The 23,770-nt window shown below is 55.0% G+C and carries 29 protein-coding genes and 1 tRNA gene; 21 read left to right on the top strand and 9 right to left on the bottom strand.

The window, feature by feature from the left end; translation table 11 throughout:
* Positions 1-94: 94 nt before the first annotated feature.
* A complete protein-coding gene (locus H6A25_RS10290) occupies positions 95-571 on the bottom strand; it encodes a hypothetical protein (RefSeq protein WP_204752039.1) in 477 nt (158 codons plus the stop codon).
* Positions 572-746: 175 nt separating this feature from the next.
* On the opposite strand from H6A25_RS10290, the gene H6A25_RS10295 reads away from it, so the two are divergent.
* Positions 747-1,112 (top strand): PadR family transcriptional regulator, encoded by a 366-nt coding sequence (locus H6A25_RS10295; protein WP_204752040.1) that lies wholly within the window; start codon positions 747-749, stop codon positions 1,110-1,112.
* Entirely contained in the window at positions 1,109-1,441 is a 333-nt protein-coding gene (locus H6A25_RS10300; protein WP_204752041.1) for a hypothetical protein, read from the top strand. Before H6A25_RS10295 ends, H6A25_RS10300 begins: the two co-directional genes overlap by 4 nt.
* Positions 1,442-1,611: 170 nt before the next feature.
* On the opposite strand, the gene H6A25_RS10305 is transcribed toward H6A25_RS10300, so the two are convergent.
* Positions 1,612-1,935 (bottom strand): helix-turn-helix domain-containing protein, encoded by a 324-nt coding sequence (locus tag H6A25_RS10305; RefSeq protein WP_118427194.1) that lies wholly within the window; start codon positions 1,933-1,935, stop codon positions 1,612-1,614.
* A gap of 151 nt (positions 1,936-2,086) precedes the next feature.
* Here H6A25_RS10305 and H6A25_RS10310 point away from each other — a divergent pair, with 151 nt between their 5' ends.
* The 3 genes from H6A25_RS10310 to H6A25_RS10320 all read left to right on the top strand — a co-directional run bounded on the left by H6A25_RS10310 (position 2,087) and on the right by H6A25_RS10320 (position 6,180).
* Positions 2,087-3,850 (top strand): RNA polymerase sigma factor, encoded by a 1,764-nt coding sequence (locus tag H6A25_RS10310; RefSeq protein WP_204752042.1) that lies wholly within the window; start codon positions 2,087-2,089, stop codon positions 3,848-3,850.
* Between the two features lie 320 nt (positions 3,851-4,170).
* Positions 4,171-5,373 carry a LuxR C-terminal-related transcriptional regulator gene (locus tag H6A25_RS13105; RefSeq protein WP_204752043.1) on the top strand — a complete coding sequence of 401 codons (1,203 nt, stop codon included), beginning with the start codon at positions 4,171-4,173 and terminating at the stop codon, positions 5,371-5,373.
* Positions 5,374-5,520: 147 nt separating this feature from the next.
* Positions 5,521-6,180, top strand: a complete 660-nt coding sequence (locus H6A25_RS10320) for an S-layer homology domain-containing protein (RefSeq protein WP_204752044.1) — start codon at positions 5,521-5,523, stop codon at positions 6,178-6,180.
* Between the two features lie 57 nt (positions 6,181-6,237).
* Here H6A25_RS10320 and H6A25_RS10325 read toward each other — a convergent pair whose 3' ends face one another.
* From H6A25_RS10325 to H6A25_RS10335, 3 genes are read right to left on the bottom strand one after another with little or no spacing between them, the layout of a single operon-like run.
* Complete coding sequence (locus H6A25_RS10325) at positions 6,238-6,966, bottom strand: stalk domain-containing protein (RefSeq protein ID WP_243423332.1); 729 nt, start codon at positions 6,964-6,966, stop codon at positions 6,238-6,240.
* Between the two features lie 47 nt (positions 6,967-7,013).
* Positions 7,014-7,673, bottom strand: coding sequence for an S-layer homology domain-containing protein (locus H6A25_RS10330; protein ID WP_204752045.1), 660 nt, complete (start codon positions 7,671-7,673; stop codon positions 7,014-7,016).
* A gap of 33 nt (positions 7,674-7,706) precedes the next feature.
* Entirely contained in the window at positions 7,707-9,161 is a 1,455-nt protein-coding gene (locus H6A25_RS10335) for a hypothetical protein (RefSeq protein ID WP_204752046.1), read from the bottom strand.
* A 364-nt stretch (positions 9,162-9,525) separates the two neighbouring features.
* Between H6A25_RS10335 and H6A25_RS10340 the strand changes: the two genes are divergently transcribed.
* The 14 genes from H6A25_RS10340 to H6A25_RS10405 all read left to right on the top strand — a co-directional run bounded on the left by H6A25_RS10340 (position 9,526) and on the right by H6A25_RS10405 (position 20,180).
* Positions 9,526-9,804 carry a hypothetical protein gene (locus H6A25_RS10340; RefSeq protein ID WP_204752047.1) on the top strand — a complete coding sequence of 93 codons (279 nt, stop codon included), beginning with the start codon at positions 9,526-9,528 and terminating at the stop codon, positions 9,802-9,804.
* 21 nt (positions 9,805-9,825) lie between these two features.
* Positions 9,826-11,289, top strand: a complete 1,464-nt coding sequence (locus H6A25_RS10345; RefSeq protein ID WP_204752048.1) for a hypothetical protein — start codon at positions 9,826-9,828, stop codon at positions 11,287-11,289.
* Between the two features lie 31 nt (positions 11,290-11,320).
* Positions 11,321-11,617, top strand: coding sequence for a hypothetical protein (locus tag H6A25_RS10350; protein ID WP_204752049.1), 297 nt, complete (start codon positions 11,321-11,323; stop codon positions 11,615-11,617).
* A gap of 32 nt (positions 11,618-11,649) precedes the next feature.
* Entirely contained in the window at positions 11,650-12,000 is a 351-nt protein-coding gene (locus H6A25_RS10355; protein WP_204752050.1) for a hypothetical protein, read from the top strand.
* A 97-nt stretch (positions 12,001-12,097) separates the two neighbouring features.
* Positions 12,098-12,358 carry a hypothetical protein gene (locus H6A25_RS10360; protein ID WP_204752051.1) on the top strand — a complete coding sequence of 87 codons (261 nt, stop codon included), beginning with the start codon at positions 12,098-12,100 and terminating at the stop codon, positions 12,356-12,358.
* 6 nt (positions 12,359-12,364) lie between these two features.
* Positions 12,365-13,657 (top strand): hypothetical protein, encoded by a 1,293-nt coding sequence (locus H6A25_RS10365; RefSeq protein ID WP_204752052.1) that lies wholly within the window; start codon positions 12,365-12,367, stop codon positions 13,655-13,657.
* Positions 13,658-13,693: 36 nt separating this feature from the next.
* Positions 13,694-14,326: a zinc ribbon domain-containing protein gene (locus H6A25_RS10370; protein ID WP_204752053.1), complete on the top strand. Its 633-nt coding sequence runs from the start codon at positions 13,694-13,696 to the stop codon at positions 14,324-14,326.
* 61 nt (positions 14,327-14,387) lie between these two features.
* Positions 14,388-15,062, top strand: coding sequence for a zinc ribbon domain-containing protein (locus H6A25_RS10375; protein ID WP_204752054.1), 675 nt, complete (start codon positions 14,388-14,390; stop codon positions 15,060-15,062).
* 93 nt (positions 15,063-15,155) lie between these two features.
* Entirely contained in the window at positions 15,156-15,818 is a 663-nt protein-coding gene (locus tag H6A25_RS10380; RefSeq protein WP_204752055.1) for a zinc-ribbon domain-containing protein, read from the top strand.
* Positions 15,811-16,098, top strand: a complete 288-nt coding sequence (locus H6A25_RS12975) for a DUF2752 domain-containing protein (protein ID WP_204752056.1) — start codon at positions 15,811-15,813, stop codon at positions 16,096-16,098. Before H6A25_RS10380 ends, H6A25_RS12975 begins: the two co-directional genes overlap by 8 nt.
* Positions 16,091-17,845 carry an RHS repeat domain-containing protein gene (locus tag H6A25_RS10390; RefSeq protein WP_204752057.1) on the top strand — a complete coding sequence of 585 codons (1,755 nt, stop codon included), beginning with the start codon at positions 16,091-16,093 and terminating at the stop codon, positions 17,843-17,845. Before H6A25_RS12975 ends, H6A25_RS10390 begins: the two co-directional genes overlap by 8 nt.
* A gap of 39 nt (positions 17,846-17,884) precedes the next feature.
* Positions 17,885-18,328, top strand: a complete 444-nt coding sequence (locus H6A25_RS10395; protein WP_204752058.1) for a hypothetical protein — start codon at positions 17,885-17,887, stop codon at positions 18,326-18,328.
* A 196-nt stretch (positions 18,329-18,524) separates the two neighbouring features.
* On the top strand, positions 18,525-19,394 hold the full coding sequence (locus tag H6A25_RS10400) for a hypothetical protein (protein ID WP_204752059.1): 870 nt from the start codon (positions 18,525-18,527) through the stop codon (positions 19,392-19,394).
* Positions 19,395-19,619: 225 nt separating this feature from the next.
* A complete protein-coding gene (locus tag H6A25_RS10405) occupies positions 19,620-20,180 on the top strand; it encodes a recombinase family protein (protein ID WP_204752060.1) in 561 nt (186 codons plus the stop codon).
* A gap of 191 nt (positions 20,181-20,371) precedes the next feature.
* Here the strand turns inward: H6A25_RS10405 and H6A25_RS10410 are convergent, their stop codons facing one another.
* Positions 20,372-20,914 (bottom strand): NADH peroxidase, encoded by a 543-nt coding sequence (locus H6A25_RS10410; RefSeq protein WP_204752061.1) that lies wholly within the window; start codon positions 20,912-20,914, stop codon positions 20,372-20,374.
* Between the two features lie 41 nt (positions 20,915-20,955).
* Positions 20,956-21,354: an RrF2 family transcriptional regulator gene (locus H6A25_RS10415; protein WP_204752062.1), complete on the bottom strand. Its 399-nt coding sequence runs from the start codon at positions 21,352-21,354 to the stop codon at positions 20,956-20,958.
* 216 nt (positions 21,355-21,570) lie between these two features.
* Between H6A25_RS10415 and H6A25_RS10420 the strand changes: the two genes are divergently transcribed.
* A tRNA-Leu gene (locus tag H6A25_RS10420) sits at positions 21,571-21,657 on the top strand.
* 154 nt (positions 21,658-21,811) lie between these two features.
* Positions 21,812-22,294 carry a flavodoxin family protein BilS gene (bilS, locus tag H6A25_RS10425; protein WP_204752063.1) on the top strand — a complete coding sequence of 161 codons (483 nt, stop codon included), beginning with the start codon at positions 21,812-21,814 and terminating at the stop codon, positions 22,292-22,294.
* 76 nt (positions 22,295-22,370) lie between these two features.
* On the opposite strand, the gene yaaA is transcribed toward bilS, so the two are convergent.
* Entirely contained in the window at positions 22,371-23,114 is a 744-nt protein-coding gene (yaaA, locus tag H6A25_RS10430) for a peroxide stress protein YaaA (protein ID WP_204752064.1), read from the bottom strand.
* A gap of 98 nt (positions 23,115-23,212) precedes the next feature.
* Positions 23,213-23,551, bottom strand: coding sequence for a hypothetical protein (locus tag H6A25_RS10435; RefSeq protein WP_204752065.1), 339 nt, complete (start codon positions 23,549-23,551; stop codon positions 23,213-23,215).
* Positions 23,552-23,770 lie beyond the last annotated feature (219 nt).

Here is a 23,770-nt window from a genome sequence, read left to right on the forward strand (position 1 = left end):
ACCAAAACCCTTGTCAGAACTCACAACAGACAAAAACATAGCCCGGCAGCATAGCTGCCGGGCTTTCTTTCTATTCTTTCGCTGAAACCGCTTTTTATTCCTTGTGCGCTGTTTTCCACGCTTTGATCCCCTGGTGCAGCATGGTGAAAAGTGCGGCTCCCACGCCGTAGACGGCAGCGCTGTAAAATTCCACAAACTGCTCGATGTAATAGTTGACGGCTCCTACATCGCTTTGAAGCCAGAAGGGCAAAATGGCAAGACCTCCGGCCAGCATGGGAATACCCACCACCAAAATATATTCCTTCCAGTTGATCAGCCCTACTGCGGCCAGCGCCAACGCAGCCAGATAGGCCACTCTTCCCACTTTCCGGCCGAGGCTTTTCAGCTCCTCCGACCGCTGGGCCGTAGCTGTGTAATGGGTCTGGTCAATCTCTTCTCCCCGTTCCAGCGCCGCTTTCATCTGTCGGAACTCCTGTGCTGCATCCAGCTGCAGCTTGGCCCCGGTCCCGGCCAGACCGGCATAAACCAAAAGGAACAGCAATCCCAGAATACAAATCAATTTCTTCTTCATTGCCCTTTCCTCTCTTTCTTATATATTTAGTAATGCTTATTATGTGAACAGCATATTCTCCTTTCCACTCTTTGTCAAGGGTGCTTCTGGTATTTTTGTGATATCTTCCCTTTTTGTCGTTGCTTTTTGCCAAAATTTCGATATACTGAAAGTAACCTTACAGCAGGTGAACTCCATGAAAAAAGAACACAGCCCGGATTCCGGGCATTCCTTCGAGGACTATTTCAAACGAGCCATCAGCCCCATGCTGGTGCTCCATCTTCTTTTCCAGCAGCCCATGTATGTCTATCAGATGCAGCAGGAACTTTCCCGCCGCAGCCAGGGCCGGTATACCCTTTCCCTTCTTTATCCGGTGCTCTATCGGCTGGTCAAGCTGGGTTATGTGAAAGAAAGCGGAAAGCAAATCTCTCCGGACAACCGGGTGCGGCAATACTATGCCATCACCCCCACCGGGACAGATTATCTGGCTGCTCTCCGCGGAGAATATCAGGAGCTCCAGCTTGCAGTGCAGCAAATTATGGAAGGGGAGAAATCCACATGAAAACCAAAGCCGCCCGTTCCATCCAGAGTTACCTCAAACAGGTCAAACCCTATCTGGCCGACTGCCCCTTAAAGACCCGCCAGCAGCTTTTGTCCGGCTTGTCCCAGGAACTGGAGGAATACGCTGCTCAGCATCCCACCGTCTCTCTGGAAGAACTTTCTGCCTGTTTCCGTTTGCCGGAGGAAACTGCCCAGGAGCTGCTTCTGGCTGTGCCTCTGCCCGTGCAGGCGGCCAGCCGTCAGTTGAAGCTGCTCATGCTGCGAGCCTGTTTGCTGGTGACCGGCACATGGCTGTTTCACCTGGTATTTCTCCAGGGCTATCTGCGATAACCGCTCTGCAAAACCATTTCTCGTTCTATTGCAAAAGCGCCCAAAGGGCGCTTTTCTTTTTTTCTAAAAATTTTTCCCACAAACATAAAACCCGCCGGGGTGACGGCGGGTCTTATGTGTGTGAGCGGAACACTCACGGTTTTGCCCCGGCGGGGCGGCGAGCGCTTTTTTCACCGGGAGTTTTTCTGCTGGGAGCGCAGAAACTCCAAAAAATCCAACAGGCTTTTGCGCTCCGCCGGGGGCAGGACACTAAATTCGGCACACAGCTTTTTCAGCGTTCCCTCTTCCCGCAGCTGGGAACAGCCCAACAGATAGTCCACCGTCACGCCGAAAAAAGCGGCGATGTCGATGAGCATCTTGGCGTCCCGGGGGAAGTGGGCCCCTGACTCATAAAAGCTGACCATGCGGGGAGAAATCCCCAAATGGGCACCGAGTTCCTTTTGGGTGATGTTCCGCTCTTCCCGCAATTCGCGCAGTCTTTCTGCGAAAGTCATGGGACATCACCTCGACCCTATCATAAAATATTTTTCCCTTTCCGACAGCCAATAGTAGTATAATTTCTTCCTCGCTGTTGACCCCGAAGTGTTCCTTCTGTACAATAAAACAAGGCTTCTTTTGACAAAAATAACAAAATGGAGGAACTATATGGATCTGGAAAAAACGGTGGCTCAGGCCAAAGCGGGCCAGCGGGAGGCACAGAGCGTCCTCTACCAGCAATACTTTCAAAAGATCTATTCCCTGGCCCTGGGCATCACCAAAAACCCGGAAGACGCCATGGACATCTGCCAGGAAACTTTTTTATCGGCCTTTCAGCATCTGTCCTCCTTGCGGGAAAGTGCAGCTTTTCCCCACTGGCTGTGCCAGATCGCCGCAAACCAATGCCGCCGTCTGGTGAAAAACAAAGGCCGCTTCCTTTCGCCCCAGCAAAAGGAGGACGAGCCGGATTTCTTTTCTTCCCTGCCCGATGACGACCCGGAAACCCTGCCCGAGCAAGTGCTGGACAAGGAAGAGACCCGCCGCCTGATGGAAGAGACGGTGCAGCAGCTTCCCGATGTACAGCGGGAGTGCGTACTTCTTTACTATTATGGGGGGCTTTCGGTGGAAGAGATCGCCCAGGTGCAGCAGTGCTCCACCGGCACGGTGAAAAGCCGGCTGAACTATGCCCGGCAGAAGCTCCGTCAGCAAGTGCTGGCCATGGAAGAGCGGGACGGAGTCCGCTACCATGGCGCCATTCCCTTCTCCCTGCTGTTTTCCCGGCTGCTGGAGAATGTTTCCGCTCCGCAGCAGCAGGAACAGATCTGGCAAGGGTTGGAGAAAGTTCTGGGGGCGGCGGCTGCGGCCGGTGCCGGGACCGCTGCCGCCGGCGCTTTGGGTACCGGGGCTGGAGAAGCCGCCAAAACCGGACTGTTTGCCACTATCAAGGCCAAAATCATCGCCGGTGTGACGGCGGCCGCCCTGGTCACCGGCGGGGCGGCGGTGGTCATTTCCCGTCTGCCCGAACCCATTGTCTTTTCCGATCCGGCTATGGAGCAAAACATCCGGGTTCTCATCCAAAAACCGGAAGGAAAAATCTATCCGGAGGATTGCCAGGATCTTTCCCACCTCACCATTCTGCCCGACGGCTTTATTGCACACACAGACAACGCATTTTACAACGATCCCCACCCGGAAGAGGGCACCGTGCCGGTAGAAAGCCTGGCCGATCTGCAAAAATTGCCCCAGGTGACTTCTCTTCAGTTTATCCAGGGGGATGCCCAGCCCCTGCTGGACACCCTGGGGGAAAATCCCCATCTGCAGGAAGTGGATTCCACCTGGCGGGACACCCAGGACCTTACCGACCTCTCCTTTGTGCAGGGCCTTCCCAATCTCCGCAGTCTGAACTGCACCATTGGGGACAATGTGGATCTGACCCCCTTGGAATCTGCCACTGCGCTGCGCGCCTTGCAGCTGGGATGCGGCAGTGTTTCCCTGGATCTGTCCCGGCTGGAGAATCTCACCTACCTGGGCCTGATGCCCATGGGAGACGGCACCCGTGGCGGCACTTTCTACCTGGAAAGCAGCCAGCCTCTTTTGAAACTGCGCCTTTTGCAGCTTTATTCCGGCCAGCCGGATAACCTGGAATTTCTCCGGGGTGCTTCTTCTCTGGAAGTGCTGGAACTGTTCTCTTTCGGAACGGCTGTCGACCTGTCCCCTCTCAGCGGCCTTCCCGCTCTGCGGGCCGCAACGATTGATGGAGGTCCCTATGACCTGGCTCCCCTTCAGGATTGCCCCCAGCTGGAGGCCTATTTTTCTTCCATGGGTCAAAACCCGCCTTCCGTTCCGCAACTGGACACCGGGGCATTTATGGATACCTACACCAATCCGCTGATGGATGAAATTTTCCACGGTTTAATGGATCAGGAAGAATAAACCAAGCCAAAAGCCGCCTTTCCAGGCGGCTTTCAGACTGTCGAAAAACCTATACAGCGCAAAGAAACTGTTTGCCCTTTCTCTTATCAATCTGCAAAAACCGGCGACCGGTGCGTCGGTTTTTGCACTTCTCAAGGGACAAGTGTGCGCCGAAGGTGTGCACGCAGGCCCTTGCAAAAACTCGAAAAAGTGGCTTCTGCCACTTTTTTGACACGCTCAAGCCGCCTTTTCAGGCGGCTTTTTCTTGCAACTGTCCAGGCAGACGCATATAATAAAATAAATAGGTAAGCGTTTTCCCAGCAGAGAAGGAGTGACACGGGATGGATTACATCACCATACAGCAAGCTGCCGAAAAATGGAATATTTCTCTCCCCCTGGCCCAGCAATACTGCGCCGAAGGCTGCATTCCCGGGGCACAGAAAATCGGCACAGACTGGGCCATTCCCGCCTCTGCCCCAAACCCCGCCGATGTTCCAAAAGAAAAAAGCCCGATTCCCATCACAAATCCACAGGAAGAAGTTCCGCCCCCTCACCCGATCCCCATGCCCCTTTTGAGCAGTCCCTTTGTCCCCGGGCATTGCAAGGAATATGTGGAACGCATCCAGGATGCACATGTGCGGAACATCGCCTGGGCCGAATACTATTATTTCAGCGGTCAGCCGGAAGAAGCTGCCAAAATCGCCGAACTGTATCTTTCCCATGATGAGCTTTCCCTGCGTCTTTCTGCCTGCCTGATCTACACCTATGCCAATCTGTCCATCGGGCAGATCCAGAGGGCCAAGCATACCCTGGCCCAGATCCAGAACACCCTGACCTCCCAGGAGCAGCTTTCCCCTCAGCTGCAGGCAACGGCGGTATTTGCCATCACCACGGCCTCGGTGCTGCTCCACCTTCCTCTCCCCTCCGGGCTGATCTCCCTGAAAGAACACCTGCGCTTGCTTCCTCCCGGTCTGCGGATGTTTGCTCTATATGTCCAGGCCCACCAGACCTATCTGGAGGGGGAATATGGAAAAAGCATCGGCATTGTGGAAACCGCCTTTGCCCTGGAGGGACAGCAATATCCCATCCCTTCCATCTACCTCCATCTGGTGGCGGTGATGGATTATATGAGCCTGAAGCAGCCGGAACATGCCCAGGCCCACTTGCTGGCGGCCTGGAAACTGGCTCAGCCTGACGATCTGATCGAAGGGTTCGGAGAGCACCACGGTTTGCTGGGCGGGATGCTGGAAGCTGTACTGAAAAAGGACTGGCCGGAAGATTTCCGGCGGATCATCGCCATCACCTACCGGTTTTCCGCAGGCTGGCGCAAAGTACACAACCCGGAAACCGGCCATCCGGTGGCCGACAACCTGACCACCACCGAATTTGCCGCCGCCATGCTGGCCGCCCGGGGCTGGACCAACCAGGAGATCGCAGGCCATCTGGGTATCTCCCCCAACACGGTGAAGCAATACATTTCCACCGCATTGCAAAAGCTGAACATCAAACAGCGCAAAGACCTGAAGCAATATATGCTGCGGTAAGCCGCAAAACCCAATTTCCAAAGGACTATGCCAAAAAACTCTTGGATATAGTCCTTTTTTTCAAAAAAAGGGATGATTTCAAACCGCCTTCTTTGTGATACATTAAAAACAGAGCACTGTCCCCGGCGAAAAGGAGGCTCCTTCCCAATGACTGAAAATATCCGCAAAATCATCCCCAGCAGTCCTTCCAGCCCCTTTGTCTTTCCTATGGACATCTGTTCTGAGGACAACCGCACAACCCTTCCTTTCACCGATATTCCCGCCGGGGCCTGGTACGAAGAGGGGGTGCGCTATGCCTGGCGCCACGGTCTGATGGCCGGCACCAGCCCCACTTTGTTTTCCCCCCGCCTGCCCCTGAGCCGGGGGATGGCGGTGACCATTCTTCATCGCCTAGAGTCCTGTCCGGCTCCCACAGGAGAATGCCGGTTTTCCGATGTAAAACCAGAGCAATACTGGAGTGAAGCTGTGGCATGGGCATCGGAAAAAGGCATTGTACTGGGATGCGGCCGGGGCAAGTTCCGGCCGGAGGAACCCATCACCCGGGAGCAGCTGGTGACTTTGTTTTACCGTCTGGCCCAGGTTTCCCCGGGGGCGCAGGCAGAAACAACGCCGATGGAATTTGCATCCTTTGCCGATGCCCGTCTCATCAGCCGGTATGCCCAGTCTGCCTTTCAGTGGGCCTTGGAGCAAAAGCTGATCCAGGGGACCCGGCGCAGCCGTCTTTTTCCCCGGCGCAGCGCCACCCGGGCCCAGATGGCCGTGCTGCTGCACCGTTGGCAGCGGCGTGACGGCGCGAACACCATATAACAGAAAAACGCCCCGCCGGTTTCAACCCGGCGGGGCGTTTGCTGCTTTGGGATGTTTTTATTTTGCGGTGGTCAGGGTCACATCGTAGAAGGCGCAAGAATCGCCTTTTCCTTTGATCTTGAGGAAATTGCAGCCCTGGAGATTCACATCCACATCGATGGCGGCATCCCCTGCTTTGGTGGAATATTCCTTGATCAGGGTCTCTTCTCCGTATTGATCCACATTGTAAAACTGAAGGGTGGACTCGGCTGTGTTTCCCAAATTATCAAAGGGGATAATGAATTTGCCGTGGATGCTGTCATAATTCGAATCCAGCTTGTAGACATGATAATCGGACCCTCTCAATCTCATCCGATTAAAGGGAGAATAGGTATCTCCCAGCACGGTGAACTGGGCGTCTTTTCCGGTGTATATATAACTATTATAGTCATTATAGTCTTTCAGCTCATCGATGGGCACGCTCTTGACGCCAACATCGGGACGCTGGCCGATATACACCGTCTGGCTCTCCTGATCCCAGGCCACTTCTTTGTCGGTGAGCATCCCGGTGAGGGCACGCACCGGCAGATAGGTGGTGCCGTCATAGATCATGGGCTCCACCACATTGCCATTCACATCGGTGGGCTTTTTCAGATTGCCGTCCACATAGATCTTGATGCCGCCCATGGCCACCTTGATCTCCTTCATGGTGGCGGCGGAAGAGGGCAGAATGGTGCCCAGGGTCAGAACGGTGACCAGTGTGCCTGCGGCAAAGCCTTTCAGGGTTCCTTTTTCAAACTTCGGCATAGATATTTTCTCCTTTTCTGTTTTCTTTTATCAGCAAATCCCGGGCATCAGGCCTGGGTCTTTTGATACAGGCGGTAGCACAGCAGGATGCTCTGCTCCACGGTGCAGCTCTGCTTGGGGGCGATGTTGTTGCCGCCCACCCCTTTGAAGATGCCGTTGTGGGCCAGGATGCCCATGGCCTGGGTGGCCCAGGAGGAAACCTGACCGGCATCCTGGTACAGGCTCAGATCTTCAAACTGCTCGATGTAATCGGTTTTGTTCTGGTCCTGGATATAGAGGATGGCCCGCAGGAGCATGGTGGCGATCTGCTCCCGGTTGGTGGTCTGCTGGGGAGCAAAGGTGCCGTCCCCCATGCCGTTGACGATGCCCGCCTGGTAGGCTTTGCGCACCACTTCGCTCTGGGTGTCGGTGAAGGTGTCCGCCGGGGCGGCCGGCAGGGTCTTGCCAGTGGCCTTTTCTGCCAGCGTCACCGCCAGGGCGGCAAACTGCTCCCGGGTGGCCGCCGCCTGATAGGAGGGATCTCCCGGCAGGGCGGGCACCAGTCCGGCGCCGGTGGCTTCTTTGATCTCTTCCACGGCCCAGTCGCTGGGGCTTTGTTCTGTGGGGATATAGGGCAGGTCATCCGGGTCCACCACTTCCCCCTTCAGGGCGAAAGCAGGCAGGATGCTGAGCACAAGGCACAGGCACAGGGCAATGAGCTTTTTCATGGCATTTTCTCCTTATTGTATTATTTTATTCTTTTAAAACTGACCGGTGAAGTAAGACAGCTTTTCATCCAGCTTGTGCCGGTAATCCAGGGTGGAAGCCGGAACGGCCAGGTAGGTGACGCCGTTTTCGTCCATCTGGAAATCCCGCTGCACTTCATTGTAATAGTGCATCCCTTTGAAAAACTCGGTCAGCTCTTCAAATTCCTCTTTGGTTTCGGCCTGGGCCAGGATCACCCGGCTGTCGGCGATGTAATCCAGCTCTGTCCAGCCTGCTTCCTTGTCCTCATCGGTCACATCCACGCCCCAGCCGCCAGGGATGGTGCCCACCGGAATGCGCAGGGTCTTCTGCTCTCCGGCCTGGGCGGAATAGTGGATGCTCATGATCCAGTCGTTGCCGGGGAGAAATTCCGTGTTGGAATCCACAAGGCCGCCCATTTCCTTGTATTTGTCGTACCGGAGATAGAAGCAATCCCCTTCGTCGGGATTTTTGGTGTTGTTCACCACATCCACCAGCAAAAAGCCGTCGCCGTTTTCAATGGTATAGCCCTTGATCTTCACCTGGGACTGACCATAAGTGGTCTCCACTTCCGGCTTCTCTTCCGGTTTTTCTTCGGGCTCGGCGGTCTCCCCTCCCGGTTCCACCGGGCCGGTGGGCTCCTCCGGGGCCTGATAGCCGTCGGAATAGAGCACATCCACCAGACGGATGCCCTCGAGGTTATACACCGAAGTGAAAATCTCCTTGTACTGGGCATCGGTGGAGGCGGTTTGCCAGTCGGTGATCATCTCGCCCCTTTGGTTGATATAAGCATAGGTAAGGGTGCGGGTGTCCCGATCGTTGCCGGTATACTCCTCCAACAGACCGTCGGTGGCGGGGCTGTCTTTGAAGACGATGGCTTTGCCATCCACAAAGCGGCCGGTGTAATAGGAGTCGTCATAGCGGATGGGGCTGACCTCCAGGGGCAGGGTGATGGCGATCGTCCCTTTGGTGTCCACATAATACTGCTGCTTGTGAAATTCCCCATCCTGCCAGTAGTCATTGACTGCGGCGGCCAGGCCATAGGCGTCGTCGGAGAAATCAAACATCTCCTCAAAACGGCCCTGGTTCAGATTTGCGAGGATGTGTTCATAGATACCGTAGATGGGCACTTTGTGGTTTTCATATGTCACATAGTCATATTCCCATCTGGATGAGCCGTTGCTGTCCTTTATGTAGTGTTCCACCAGCACCAGGCCCTGGTGGGGCAGATTACAGCTTTCATAGGAGATGCCGTACAGCACGCCGCCGTTGTTCAGCGGACCGACGCCCCAGGGAAAATTTCCTTCGTCCCAGAATTTCTGCATATAGGGAGCCCGGCGATACCAGAGCTCTCCCTCTTTCATGGAGAGGTAGTAATAGTAGCTTCCCGATTTGTCGGCGGCCATGGCGGGCAGGGCGGAAAGCACCGCCAGCCAAAGGGTCAAAAGAATGGTAACAAGCCTTTTTTTCATCTTTCTTCCTCCATTTCCCTCTGCACAATAGAAAGAAATATTCCTGCTTTCAGAATACTCTATGGGCAGAGCACTTGTCAATAAGAACCAGGAGGACATCCCCCCCTTTCGCCCTGTAAGATTCCAAAGAGGGCCGTGGGGTTTTATTTTTTCGCAAATTATTTTTTCTCTTTTATTTCCGCCAGATTCCAGGAAAGAAAAAACCATACTTTCTTTTTTGTCAAACCCCTTGATTTCCAATGGGTTTGGCCTTTTTTTGCTGGAAAATACTATGCAGCCAGCTTATTGTTTGATTTTGGAATATTTGATATAGTACGCTTAACAGAACTCCCTTGAATGGGGAAGAAAGAAAGGTGGATGCACAATGTTCGAAAATGTGGGAAAAACGCTGTTTCAAGTGGGCCAGGTGCTCTTCTGGCTATTTATCATCTGCGGCAGCCTGACATTCTTTTTCTTTGTCATCGGAGGTCTGGCTCTGATGGGGATCGTGATGCTGATCTGCGGTGTGCTCAGCTCTTTTCTTTTCGCCCTGCCCCTTATGGGTTTTGGCAAGCTGGTGGAAGATGTGCACCAGATCCGTACCCGTCTGGCCGCTTCCTCCCGTCCCCAGACCGCTCCCCGGGACGAACTGCCCGAACTGTAATGCCATCAGGAGGGATGTACCATGAGTGAACGCTATACCCGGCTGTTTACGCTTCCCGGTTCCCTGTATGCCCAAGGCTCCCCGCTGATCATCCTGGCCGGAGCTTTGCTGAAAGACAATCAAACGGGAAGGGTGCTGGCACAGCTGAAACTGAAAAATGTAGGCACAAAGTCCGTCAAGGCCGTGAAGGTCTCTGTCACTCCCCTGGATTCCGCCGGGATGGAAAACGGCCAGCCGGTGGAGCATCCGTATCTGGATCTCCATGCCGCCCGGGATGGGGAATTCGGCCAAAAGGAGCCAATTCCTTTCCCCGATCCCACCACCCGGGCTTTCCGCGGAGCCATCACCCAGGTGGTATTTACCGACGGCAGCCTGTGGGGCCCGGCGGAAGGAGCCTGGGAGGTTTTGTCCCCCAGCCGCCCCCTGGAAAGTGTGCTGCGGGATCAAGAGCTTTGCAAAGAATACCAGATCCAATATGGCGCCAACTGCCGGGTGTTTCCCCGGGAAGAGGCGGGACTGTGGCAATGCGCCTGCGGCGCCTGGAACCGGCAGGAGGAAGAAAGCTGCCATGCCTGCGGCAAAAATCTGGATCAGCTGAAAGGTTTTGATCTGGAACAGCTGAAGGCCAGCCGGGACGCCCGGCTGGCCCGGGAACAGCAGGCCATGGCCGCCCAGCAGGCCGCCGCTTCCCAGGCTGCACCGGCTGCGCCTTCCAAAGGCAACCGGCCCCAGTGGCTCATCCCCGGCATCGCTGCGTTGCTGGTGGTGCTGATCGGGGGCGGCGTCTTCTTTGTCAACCGGGGAAAGCCTGCTTCTTCCGGCTCTTCCGCCTCCGGCGGCGGCACCCAGTCCGCCGCTTCCGATGATTCCGGCTCGGCTGCCGGTGGCGATGACACCCAATCGGCCGCTTCCGGCGATTCCGGCAATTCCGGCACAGCCACGGCGGCCAGTCCGGTGGACACTCTCTGTAACTTCATCCGGGAAGAGGGAGAGATCCGGGACCGGGTGGATTTCCCCGCCTTCCCCATCTACTATGAAGATTGTTATGTCTATGAAAAAACCATGGACTCCGGGGTCAAGTATTTCTTCCTGGCAGATGAAGAGGATAATGATCTGCTGTGGTTCCACGCCCAGTGGCCCGTCGATTCCAATATGGAGGTCACCCTGTTCTATAATTGGGAAGAAGGATTTATCAGCTTCATGCCCACTGTGGAGGTCACCTCCAATAGTGGTTCCAAGACCAGTTACATCCTGCGTGGCAGCGTGGACATAGCCGACTACCACGCCAATATGGATGTGACTCCCAGCAGCGTAGAGGAAGCGGAGACCGGGGCGGAAGCGCCGGAATACACCCAGCCCCTTACCAAAAGCTGCACCTCCCTCATGCATTTTTCCATTCTGCGCCTGAGTGAACTGTGTGAAGAAGTAGGCATCTCCATGGATGATCTGGGCTTTATAAACTTCGAAAATCCCGTCATCGACTGAGAACCTTATCCAAAAAGGAGCGTGATCTGCCATGAGCCAGCGCTATACCCGGCTGTTTGCTCTGCCGGGGTGTCTTTGCTCTCACAGCGCACCGGCGGCCATCCTGGCCGGGGCCCTTTTGAAAGACAATGAAACCGGGGAAATTCTGGCTCAGCTGAAGCTGAAAAATGTGCAGGCAAAGCCCATCCAGGCGCTGACCGTTTCCCTCAGGCGCTGGACACCCCGGGCCTGCCCCTGGGACAGCCGGCGGAACATCAGTATCTGGATCTGGGCATCCCTCGTGATGGTGAATTTGGCCAGAAAGAAGCCATTGTTTTTTCCCACCTGACTGCACGGCGTTTCCAGCCCAGGGTCACCCAGGTGATCTTTTCCGATGGGACCCTGTGGGAAACCGGCGGCGAAGCCTGGGAGAGCATCCCGCCCCAGGTGACTTTGGAAAAAGCCCTGGGGGATGAAGCCCTTTGCAAGGAATACCGGGCCCGCTTCCCCGGCGCCTCCTACCTCCCTCAAAAAGACGGCCCTTCTGGCGCTGCGCCTGCGGCGCCTGGAACAGGCAAGGCGACGAGCACTGTCACGGCTGCGGAGCATCCGCTCAGGCCTTGTTTTCTGCCGATCCGGGGGAAACGCGAACCCGCGTTCAACTCCGGCAAAAGCAAATCATCGGTCCCCAGCGGAAAGCCCGGGCTTTTTCCCTCTTTGTGGGTGTTCTGATGGTCCTGTTTCCCCTTGGGATTTTTCTGGTGAACGAGGGGCCTTTATCCGGAACCGGAACTGCAACGCCGCCTATACCCAGCTGTTTTGCAGCCTTGTGTTTGCCCTGATCACCGGGGTCCTTTGGCTGATCTGCGGTGCTCTGCCCGGCTTCTCCCGAAAACTCATGGGGCTTGATGCAGGGTTGTCCTTCTGCTGCGGGCTTTTCCTTCTGTATGTGCCGGCCTTTCCCATGGGAGCCAGGGCCGGCGCTCCGGACCTTCTGCTGGTAATGACTTTGCTATTTCTGATCGCAGTCTTTCTGCTCTATTATTTTACATTCCATATCTTCAAAACATCCAATTCCAAAGGAGAGTGATCTTCCATGAGCGAACGCTATGCCCGACTGTTTTCCCTGCCGGAAAACCTGTATCAGCCCGGCTCGCCGGTGATGATCCTGGCCGGTGCCCTTCTGAAAGACAACCAGGCCGGCGGCATCCTGGCCCTGATGAAATTCAAGAATGTGGGAACAAAACCCATCCGGGGCCTGAAGGTGCGCTTTTTCCCCCAGGACCTCACCGGCATCGACCTGGACCAGCCCCTGGAACACCAGTACCTGGATCTGAATGCCGCCCGTGACGGGGAGTTTGGTCAAAAAGAACCGGTGGCCTTCCCCAATGCCATCACCCGGGCCTTCCGTGTGGAGGTATACCAGGTGGTCTTTGCCGACGGCACCCTGTGGAACCAGGAACAAAGTTCCTGGACCCCCATGCCCCCGTTCCAGGCCTTGGAAACAGCCCTGGGGGACAAGGAACTTTGCAAAGAATACCAGATCCTCTACGGCGCCAACTGCCGCATCATGCCCCAGGAGGACAAGGGGCTGTGGCGGTGCACCTGCGGGGCCTGGAACATGGAGAGCGAAGCCAACTGCCACGCCTGCGGCAAAAATCTGGACCAGCTGAAAGCCCTGGATCTGGAGCAGCTGAAAGCCAGCCGGGATGCCCGGCTGGCCCGGGAGCAGCAGGCCATGGCCGCCCAACAGGCCGCCGCTTCTCAGGCCGCCGCTTCTGCCCCGGCTCAGGCTCCTTCCAAAGGCAATCGGCCCCAGTGGCTCATCCCCGGCATCGCCGCCCTGCTGGTGGTGCTGGTGGGCGTCGGCGTCTTCTTTGCCAACCGGGGAAAGCCCGCTTCTTCCGGCTCTTCCGGCTCTGGCGGCGGCACCCAGTCTGCCGCTTCTGATGATTCCGGCACTTCTGCTCCTTCTGATGATTCCAGCTCGGCTGCTGCCGATGACTCCGGCACTTCTGCCCCTTCCGATGATTCCGGCTCAGCTTCCGGAAGTTCCGGCAGCGCCGCTGCATCCGATGAGGACTTTGTCCGGGATGCCCTCCATGATTTCTCCGGAGAGATGGAAGACTATGCTCCCGGCACCACCGTGGCATTCTCCCTGGAAGGCTCTTCTGTGACCCTGGGACTGCTGGCAGATCAAAGCCAATTTACCGATGATGAAATCATGGGCATAGCCAATGAGGTTCTGGACGGCACCGGCGCCAGGGATTTTCTGGCAGATGGCGGATTTGAAATTTCCTTCCATCTTTTCCTCTACGACGACGACCGGCAGATGAAGAATCTGCAGAATGAAATGATGGACCTGGGCTTCCTTTTGATGGAAGAATAATCATCCTATTTTCCCACGGAAAGAGAGGTTTTTCCCATGAAATACTGTACCAAATGCGGCTCGCCCATGGCGGATGACGATATTTACTGCGCCAAATGCGGCGCCGCTTCCGCTCCCAGCCAGCCCTCTGTTCCCCAGGCCAGCGCTCCCCGGCCGATGCCTTCTATCCCGGCTGCCCCAACCGGCCCTGCCCAGAGCGGCAAAGGCTTTGGGGCAAAATGGAAACAGATGAAGCCAAAGCAAAAAGGCCTCCTCTGTGGTATCGCCGCCACAGTGGTAGCAGCGGTGGTTCTGGTCATCGCTCTGGGCGGGTCCAATGATTCCTACCAGCCCTCGTCCTCCGGCTATTCCCCCTCTGCCGGAGCAGCTTCTTCCGGCTCGGCTTCCTCCGGCGGTTCTGCTGATATCACCAAGATGCAGGTGGCCACCGCCCTGCGGGATGAGATCGGCTCCAAGTATGACACCGCCGACCCGGACAGCTGCCGCTACGATATCAACAAGCAGGAAAAACAGGGGAATTTCACCTATGTCTATGGCAGCGTCACCCTGTATGACAAATACGGCAAGCTGACCACCGGCTGGCGGGACGATTCCGGCACTCCCTACCGCACCTATACCGTCAAGATCAATAACTCCACCGGGAAGGCTGTCTCCTGCGAAATCAAGTAAACAGAGAGAAACAAAAACAGATCAATTACCGCCACAGGCGGATAAAGAGAGGAGAAACAATATGAAATTCTGTTCCAAATGCGGAGCCCAACTGGCTGACGACGCCGCTTTCTGCCCCAAATGCGGCACCCCTTGCCCCACTTCCCCGGCCCAGCCGGAGCCCACATTCTCTGCCCCGGCCCCTCTGGATGTCCCTCCCGAGGATCTGCTGTCCTCCGAATCCCTGCCCCCTCTGGAGGGCGAGAGCGAAGTGATGCCCACGGGAGAAGCCGCCCCGGCCGCCGGGAAGAAATCCTTCCTGGATACCATCAAAGCCTGGAGCAAGAAGAAAAAGATCATCGCCGGGTCGGTAGCTGCCGTGTTAGTGGTGGCCGCCGTGGCCTCCTTCGCCCTGCTCTACAAATCGGAACTGGAGCAGGTGAGGGACGAATGCCTGGACATCGCCGGCATGGTCACCGGCGACGGCAAAACCTCCTTCAGCCTGGACACCTCCCCGGATCACTATGCCAATATGGATCCCGATGTGGCCGCCCTGCTGCAGAGCAGCACACAGAAAAAGGTGCTGAAGGCCATTAAGCACGCCAACACCGCCCTGGGCTTCGACAGCGGCCTGTATGACCAGATGCTGAAGACCAACGCTCTCATGGGACGCCAGACCGAAGAAAATGACAAATACAAAGTGGCCTGGAGTTATCATCCCGACGATGGCCTGGAAGTGACTTATTCCAAAAAATAACCCCTGTGTTATCCAGAGCCGGCTCCCGGGAAACCCCTTTCCCGGTGCAGCCGGCTCTGGCCGTTTTACAATGCAGAAAGGAGAACCGTTTCCATGAAATTCTGTTCCAAATGCGGCGGCCAGATGGAAGACCATGCCGCCTTCTGCCCCAACTGCGGCGCCCCGGCAGGGGCTGCTTCGGCCGGCGCTGCCTCCGGCCAGCCCGGGGACTCCGCTTCCCGGCTCCTGGCTGAAAAAAAGCACTCCCGCATCACTTCGGCCATGGTGCTCAATGTGCTGGCCTTCCTTCTCAGCCTTGTGGCCTGCGCAGTCCTTTTTCTGACAGGCGTCCAGCACGGAGAGGATCCCCCGGACGGCAGCTACACCATCGAGCACGACCTGTTGGGAGAATTTTTAGGCTATGACACCGCCAAGATCGTCACCCCGGACGAAAAAATGGCGGAGTGGGCGGCAAAGGAAGCGGAGCGGCGGGAAAGCAACGAAAACCTGCTGAAGGGTTTGATTCTCTGGCAATCCATCTCCCTTGTGGCCATGGTGATGGGCTTTTTCGCCGCCCGGGGAGCCAAGAAAAACAAGAAGGGCCTTGTCTTCCTCTTTATGGCCCTGTGGCTGCTCCCCGCTGTGGCTCTGGGCGTTATCTTCCCCCAGGCCATCGTGCTGCTCTTCTGCGGCATCGGGCTGATTCTGTTCGTCCCTGCCATTCTGGGGCTGATCGCCGGAGGCAAGCTGCTCCAGGCGGCGAACATCCGTGAATAAAAGCGTTTTCCGTCAGGTTCGCTTTGCCCTCTATGCCGCTTTCCTGCTCAACGGCATCCTGGTGCAATGGGTGCTGCCCCTGGACTTCCGGTGCAGCGTCACCGGAGAACACTGTTTCGCCTGCGGCCTGCGTGGAGCGGTGGACCGGCTTTTGCAGGGGGATTTTGCCGGGGCCTATGGCTCCAACCCCCTGATCGTCCCCATTGTCCTGATTGCGGCCCTGATGTGTGCCGATGTGCTTTGGTATTTTGGGAAACAAAGGAGGAAGAACCATGAGTGAACGCTATACAAGGCTGTTTTCCCTGCCGGGGAATCTGCATACCCCAAAGGCCCCCCTGCTCATCATGGCAGGGGCCCTTCTGAAAGACAATGTCACCGGCCAGGTTCTGGCCCAGGTGAAATACAAGAACCTGGGGGCAAAGCCCATCAAGGCACTGACGGTCTCCCTCCAGGCCCTGGATACCCGTGGCCTGCCCCTGGGAGAGCCGGTGGAGCACCAGTACCTGGATCTCAGCGCTCCCCGGGACAGCGAGTTCGGGCAGAAAGAGCCCATCCCCTTCCCCGACGCCAACACCCGGGGCTTTTCCGCCCAGGTGCGTCAGGTGATCTTTTCGGACAACAGCATCTGGGAAGCAGAGGGCCAGCCCTGGGAGAGCCTGCCGGAACAGCAGACTTTGGAGCAGGCCCTGGGGGACACCGAGCTTTGCAAGGAATACCGCTCCCGCTTCCCCGGTGCCGCCTTTTTCCCCCGTGAGGACGGCCCCCTGTGGCGCTGCGTCTGCGGAGCCTGGAATGAAGAGGGGGAAAACACCTGCCACCTTTGCGGCAAGGAAAAGGCCGCCCTTTTCTCTCTGGACCTTGGAGCGCTGAAAACCAGCCGGGACAGACGCCTGGCTCAGGAAGCTCAGCAGAAAGAGGAAAAGCAGGCCGCAGAAGCCAAAAAAGCGAAAAAGCGGAAAAAGGCCGGGCTCATCGCCCTGGGCGCCCTTGTGCTGGTATGCGCCGGGGCTGCGGCGGTGATCCTGCCCCAGAAAATCGTCCAGCGGAAGGCTGGCTCGGCCTGGGTGCTCACCCAGGAAACCACAGTGGGCTATGAGGGAGAAAAGTCTTCTCTCTCCTACTCCTATGATGGAGAAGGCCGGATAACGGAGATCGACTTCGGCGACGGCCAGAAAAACACCTACACTTACGACAAAGAGGGAAACCAGACCCGCATTTACAGAAAGGGGAACGCAGGAAGCTTTTCCCAGACCGACTACCGCTATGATGCAGCGGGCAACCAGATCGAGGAAACCGAGGTGGACGATGAGGGAGACAGCCAGCACATCACCTGGGAATATGACAGTGCAGGCCGCCGCATCCGGGAAACGGGCACTGTCTACTATCTGGAGGAAGAATACGAGACCACCTACACCTATGACGAAGAAGGCCGTCTGGTGGAATATCGGGAGCTGGTGCAGGATCTGGATGATGGGGACAAGGACACTTATCTGACCCTTTACCGTTACGATGACAGTGGCCGTCTGGCGGAAGAAAGCCAGTACAGCCGCTCGGACTGGCTGCTGGAAGAGCCGGACGAGGACTGGAAGGAGCGGGCCTGGGAAATGACCATTTCCTATTCCTATGACGAAGAAGGCCGGTGCATCCAGGTGTCCTACGCCTATAACGAATACGCCTACAAATCAGACACCGCTGCCCTGCTCATTCAGTACGCCTATGACGAAAAGGGCAACTGTGTGAAAAAGGAAACCTCCCGGGCGAATGGCAGCACCTCCCTGAGACAATACACCTATGACGAAAAGGGGAATATGCTGGAAAATACCTACGCCGACAGCGAAGGGGAGAGCAAAACCACCTATTCCTATGATGAAAACGGCAACTGCGTCAAAGAGGTGTCGGTAAACCAGCAGGGCCAGGAGAAAACCATCACCCGCACCTACAAAAAGCAATATGCCCCCGCCCAGCTGGAAAAAGAGCAGGAAGAGAAAGAGCCGGATCCCCTGGACCCCGTTGCCCTGCTGCCGTAAGGCGGCGGAGTGCAGCAAAAAACGGTGGAGGAACATGATATGGAAGAAATCATCCTTGCGAACGGGAAACCTACCAGCCTTAAAAAGGCGGTGCTGTTCCGTCTCATCCTTGCATTTGCCATCTTTGCATCTGTTTCGTTCTATTATGCCTTTGATATCAACGGATGCCAGCGACATTCTGTATATGTTGGAGAGATCCATCTTGCACAATATGACACGACCTTACCCGGCCATACACAGATCAACAAAGTCGACTTCATCGGTTTTCTCGTATCGGCCCTGGTATTCGAGGTGGAAATCACCAAGTCCGTTTTTATCCCCTTGTTGGTTTATGAAAGCATTACTCACCTCGACAAGATGAACAAGATTCTTGCAGAGGGCGGCTCTGATAAGAAATGGACGGCGGAGGAATATGTCCGCGACCAGTTTGAAAAGGCCATGAAGGAAACCATGCTCCGGGCAGAAGATAAGGTCGTGAAGTAATGGCCGGGTCAAGAGTGACCCCGGCGGAAATCGTGGAAATGCACCGCTTATATGCCCAGCTTGGCAACTATGCGAAGGTAGGCCGTCAGATCGGGCGGAGCGGCTCCACGGTTGCAAGGTACATCAAAATGAAGGGGACACCCCCGATTGTTAAGCACACCTTTTAGGAGGTCGTGCGGGAAGGAGGCAAGTGAACATGGATGAGAAGGTCATCATGAGTGGAAAAAGCGATAAAGGGAAAAAATCCGCAAAAGTAGGTATCATAATAGGCTTGCTTATGGGTGTTGGTGGTTTTATATTGTATTTCCTGCTTTTTAATCTTTTGGATTCTACGATAGGAAACGCCGCCGCTCGTGCAACAACTCCTATCTTTACTGTCATCATGGTCATTGGTGTGATTCTTGTCATCTTGTTTGCTATCTTATACTTTGCAATAGCAAAGTGCTCTATCTCCATTACAAGCTCAAGAGTATATGGTTGTGCTGTCTTTGGGAAACACGTTGATATTCCAGTTGTTTCTATTAGCACAGTGAGTACAGGCTCATTTGATTCTATTGTTATAACAACATCCACAAAAACAATTAAATTTTTTGGAATCAGTAATAAAAATGAACTCTGCGAGCATATCAGCAAATTGTTAGCCGGTTGTCAGCGCAGAGCGTTTACACAATCGACGGCTAATGAAGGAACTGTATATGCTGATACTCAAGGAAATGAGGAAATCTTAAAGGCTGTAAAAACTGCGATTTGCGCGCAGTTAAAAAGCCCAGCATCGGCGCAATTTCCCGTTGATATGATAACTATTGTTGGCGACGAAACAAGAGGGTATCATATTACGGGATATGTAGATTCTCAAAATGGATATGGAGCGATGATTCGGAATGACTTTGCCGCAGACATAACGATTGAAAACGGTCATCCCGTTGTAAAATCGTGCTCCGTAGCGGCTAATGCTAATAAAGCGCGGGCAAAAGCCTTTGGCGTATACTTTATTGCACTTCTGATTATTGCAGGTGTGGGAGGTGTCCTTCTGTACTTCTTAATTTCGATGATGGTCGGCCTCTAAACGGTTATAAAACCAAGTACATGAATTGCTAAAAAGGCGGCATGTTTGTTTGTGCCGCCTTTTCAATAGGGTATACCCCAGTGACATATTGAAACACCGTGATTTTGTGTGTCATACAAGTTACTTTCTCATATTTGAAATATTTCAAAAATATTTAATATCCTATTGACATACTTTTGCTTTTGTGGTATCCTACTATCAGACAAAGCGAAAGGGCGTGAGACAATGCGGGTTGGGTATGTGCGGTGTTCCGCCATCGAACAGAACGAAGCGCGGCAACTGAAAATGATGGAGGAACAGAAGGTCGAAAAACTGTTCATCGACAAGGCGAGCGGCAAGAACACAGACCGCAAGGCGTTTAAGGAAATGATGGGCTTTGTCCGGGCCGGTGACATGGTGATTGTGGAGAGCATTTCCCGTATCGCCCGCAACACCCGCGATCTTCTCTCCATTGTGTCGGAACTGACGGAGAAACAGGTGGAGTTTGTCAGTCTGAAAGAGAACATCGACACCACTACCCCGCAAGGCCGTTTCATGCTGACGGTGTTCGGCGCTCTGGCGGAACTGGAACGGGAGAACATCTTGGAGCGGCAACGGGAGGGAATCGCAATCGCCAAGGACGCAGGCAAGTACAAAGGCCGCAAGCCCTTGGAGGTGGACAAAGCCCAATTCAAGGACGCTTGCAAGCGGTGGAGGACCGGGGAGATAACGGCCACCGCCGCCATGCAGGAGGTGGGCTTGAAGCCGAACACCTTTTACAGACGGGTCAAAGAAATGGGCCTGTAATGGCCCAGCGGAAACGCACAATCCTTTGTGCAACTTGTTGATTTAGGGACACCTTTTACACGGGACACTTTTTCTTGAATTAGAACACGGTCAACCGGCGGCGGGACACCCTTGGGACACCATGAGGGCAGAAAGAGAGGGAACCGGTTTCCCGATTCCCTCTCGAAAAGTACTCATTTCTGTGGTTTTGATTAACCGAAGTAGCGCTTCAGCAGGCCAGCGAAAGCCTTGCCGTGACGGGCCTCGTCGCGGGCCATCTCATGGACGGTGTCGTGGATGGCGTCCAGGTTCAGAGCCTTGGCGCGCTTGGCCAGGTCGGTCTTGCCAGCGGTAGCGCCGTTCTCGGCCTCCACACGCATCTCCAGGTTCTTCTTGGTGGAGTTGGTCACCACTTCGCCCAGCAGCTCGGCGAACTTGGCAGCATGCTCAGCCTCTTCGTAAGCAGCCTTCTCCCAGTACAGGCCGATCTCAGGATAGCCCTCCCGGTGAGCAACACGGGCCATAGCCAGATACATACCAACCTCGGTGCACTCGCCGGTGAAGTTGGCGCGCAGATCCTCCATGATATCCTCAGGAGCGCCCTGGGCCACGCCTACCACATGCTCGGCAGCCCAGCTCATCTCAGCGCCCTGCTCCACGAACTTCTCCTTGGGAGCCTTGCACTGGGGGCAAAAATCAGGGGCGGAATCCCCTTCGTGTACATAACCGCAAACAGAGCAAACAAACTTTTTCATTTTCCTTTTCCTCCTGTACTTTTTGAATTTTCAACTCATTCTCACTGAAATTGACTCATTTTGATGGCGTGGAGCTCATCATGCAGATTCCGGCTCGCCCGATCGAAGATCTGACGGAATTGGCAGACTCTTTTGTCCTGGACCCGGGTGCAGTCAAAGTCCTCGCACAGGCATTGGGCGATCTCGAAGGGGCCGTCGATCACCTCGATGATCTCCCCGATGGAGATTTCCTCCGGCGCTCTGCCCAGGGCAAAGCCGCCATTGACCCCTTTATAGGACTGCACAATGCCGGCGGCTGTGAGCTTATGCAGGATCTTCAGGGCAAAGCGCTGGGTGACGCCGGAGTTTTCCGAAATCTCCCTGGCACTGATCTTGCCGCCCTGCTGCATGATGGTGTATACCACGCGCACCGCATAATCGGCCTCTCTCGTGATTTTCATGTTCTCACCACCGCTTTTGTTTACGCATTTAGTATACTTTTAAATGTTGCGTTTGTCAATCATTTTTATGTAAAAAAATATACTTTTTTCGTAGTTTTTCTCTCCCCCATCTTTTTTCAGATTTTTTTAAAAAACTTTAAAAAACCTATTGACTTTTCCCAGAACGCTGGTATAATAGACAATGTTCTCAGCGAGAGAACAACGACAACGAAAGATGCGGATGTGGCGGAATCGGCAGACGCGCTAGCTTCAGGTGCTAGTGGGGGCAACTTCGTGGGGGTTCAAGTCCCTTCATCCGCACCACAAAAAGGACACGCTAAAGCGTGTCCTTTTTGCATTTCCCCACTTTTTGCAGATCGTTCATTTTCTCCATCTTGATTTTATGCCTTGTCCGGAGTATACTCGATAAAATCACAAAACGGGGTCTTCCGGATCCTGCAAGAGGAGGAGATACACCATGTCCTATGCTATCGTTTACAGCAGCCATACCGGCAACACCGCTCTTCTGGCCCAGGCCCTGAAGGAAACCCTTCCCCAGACGGGATGCCTTTATTACGGAGCGCCCGATGCCCGGGCTTTGGCTGCTGACATCATCTATGTAGGGTTCTGGACCGACAAAGGAACCTGCGATGCTGCTGCCGCCCAGTTTCTCCAAAGTCTGACCTGTCAGCAGGTGTTTTTGTTCGGCACCGCCGGTTTTGGCGGGAACGATACCTATTTTGCTCAGATACTGGAAAGAGTGCAAGCCCTTCTTCCGGAAGGGGCCCAATGCATCGGCTCCTATATGTGCCAGGGCAAGATGCCCCAAAGCGTACGGGAGCGCTATGAGGGAATGGAAGACAGCCCCCGGCGCACCGCCATGCTGGAAAATTTTGATCGGGCCTTGCATCATCCAGACGATGCCGATCTTCTCCGTCTGAAAGCCGCTGTGACCAGATAGAAAGCCCAATCTATACAACTGCATCAAGGCCCGTCCTCTTGACCTGAGGACGGGCCTTTTTTGTTTTTCCTGCCCCTCAGGGCTTCAAAAACACATAGGTTTTTTCATCGGATCGTTGGGGATCGTACCGATAGCCCAAGGCGTCAAATTCCTGCATCACCTGGGGTTCCTTCCCCTGGCGCTCTGCCAGAAAACGAACCATTTCTCCCCGGGCCATCTTTACATAGACCCCTTTTTCCACCACTTTGCCCCCGATCAGCTGCCCGAACACCGGCGTGATGCAACGGGTCTCTGCTCCCAGATGACGCACCACCGCCTTGCCATATTCCCAGGAAGAAAGGTTCACCACTACCCCATCTTCCTTCGTCAGCTCCCGGGCCAGACAGTCGCCCCAGAAATCATAGAGGTTTTCCGCAAAAGGGGCTTTCAGTTTGGCCCCCATCTCCAGCCGATAGGGACGCACTCCGTCAAAAGGCCGCAGCAGGCCATACAGCCCGGACAAAATGGCCAGGTGCTGCTGAAGGTAATCAAACTCCTGATAGGTAAACACCCCCGGAGCCATATACTGATACTGGATCCCCTCATAAGACAGGATGGCCGGGCTGAGGTTTTTCTCCAGATCCATTTTCTGATACCGTTCATAGTTCTGCCGTGCAATGCCTTCCGAACAGGAAAGGCGTTCTTTCAGCTCCTCGTAGGAAAGGCTCTTCAGCCACTCCGCCAGCTGCCCGGCCTTCTGCCTGAACACCGGCTGGGAGCGGGGGGCCAGACTATCCAGTTCATCCCCCATCTTTTTCGCCGGGGATATGATGATCTGCATCCGCTTTTCTCCTTATTATATAATATAAGTATCAGGACATGGGCCTGTGGCGCAAGTTTTTCTATGAAAAAGGCCCGGCATGCAGCCGGGCGGTTTGATCATGCTTTCAATAGTTCTTCCACCTGAACAGTGAGAATGGTGTTTTTGTCCTCCACTTCCCGGATCCGGCGGCGGATTTCCCGCTGATCCCGGTCCCGCTGTTCGGCCAGATTCACCTGACCCTCAAACAGCATATCCAGCTTGGGACACAAATCATTTTCCAGCCGCACCTTGATCTTGAGCAGATCCTCATCCTGCTCCTTCAACAGCTGATAATGCTCCTGAAGCATTTTGGTGTGATTCTGCTGAGTTTCCTCCAGCTGCTCCAGCATCAGCCGGTTCTGCCGCAATTCCAGCAGGATCTGTTCCATGGTTTCCTGCAATCCCATTGGCTCCATTGATACCCCTCCTACCTTCCTGAAAAGGTCCTCTGCCGGGGGCCATTTTTCTTCCTATTCCCCGTCCATTCCTCTGATAGTGATACGATTATACATCACATCCCCCGCCGCTTCAAGTGAATGTTTGCTTTTCCCTGCGCTTTCCTTTCAAAACGGCAGAAAAAAGCGGCATTTCCTTTTCCCCTGCCACAGGTTCCTCTTGACAAAGCCTAGTATATT

It is taken from the genome of Intestinimonas butyriciproducens (assembly GCF_016901775.1).
Taxonomy (GTDB): Bacteria; Bacillota; Clostridia; order Oscillospirales; family Butyricicoccaceae; genus Pseudobutyricicoccus.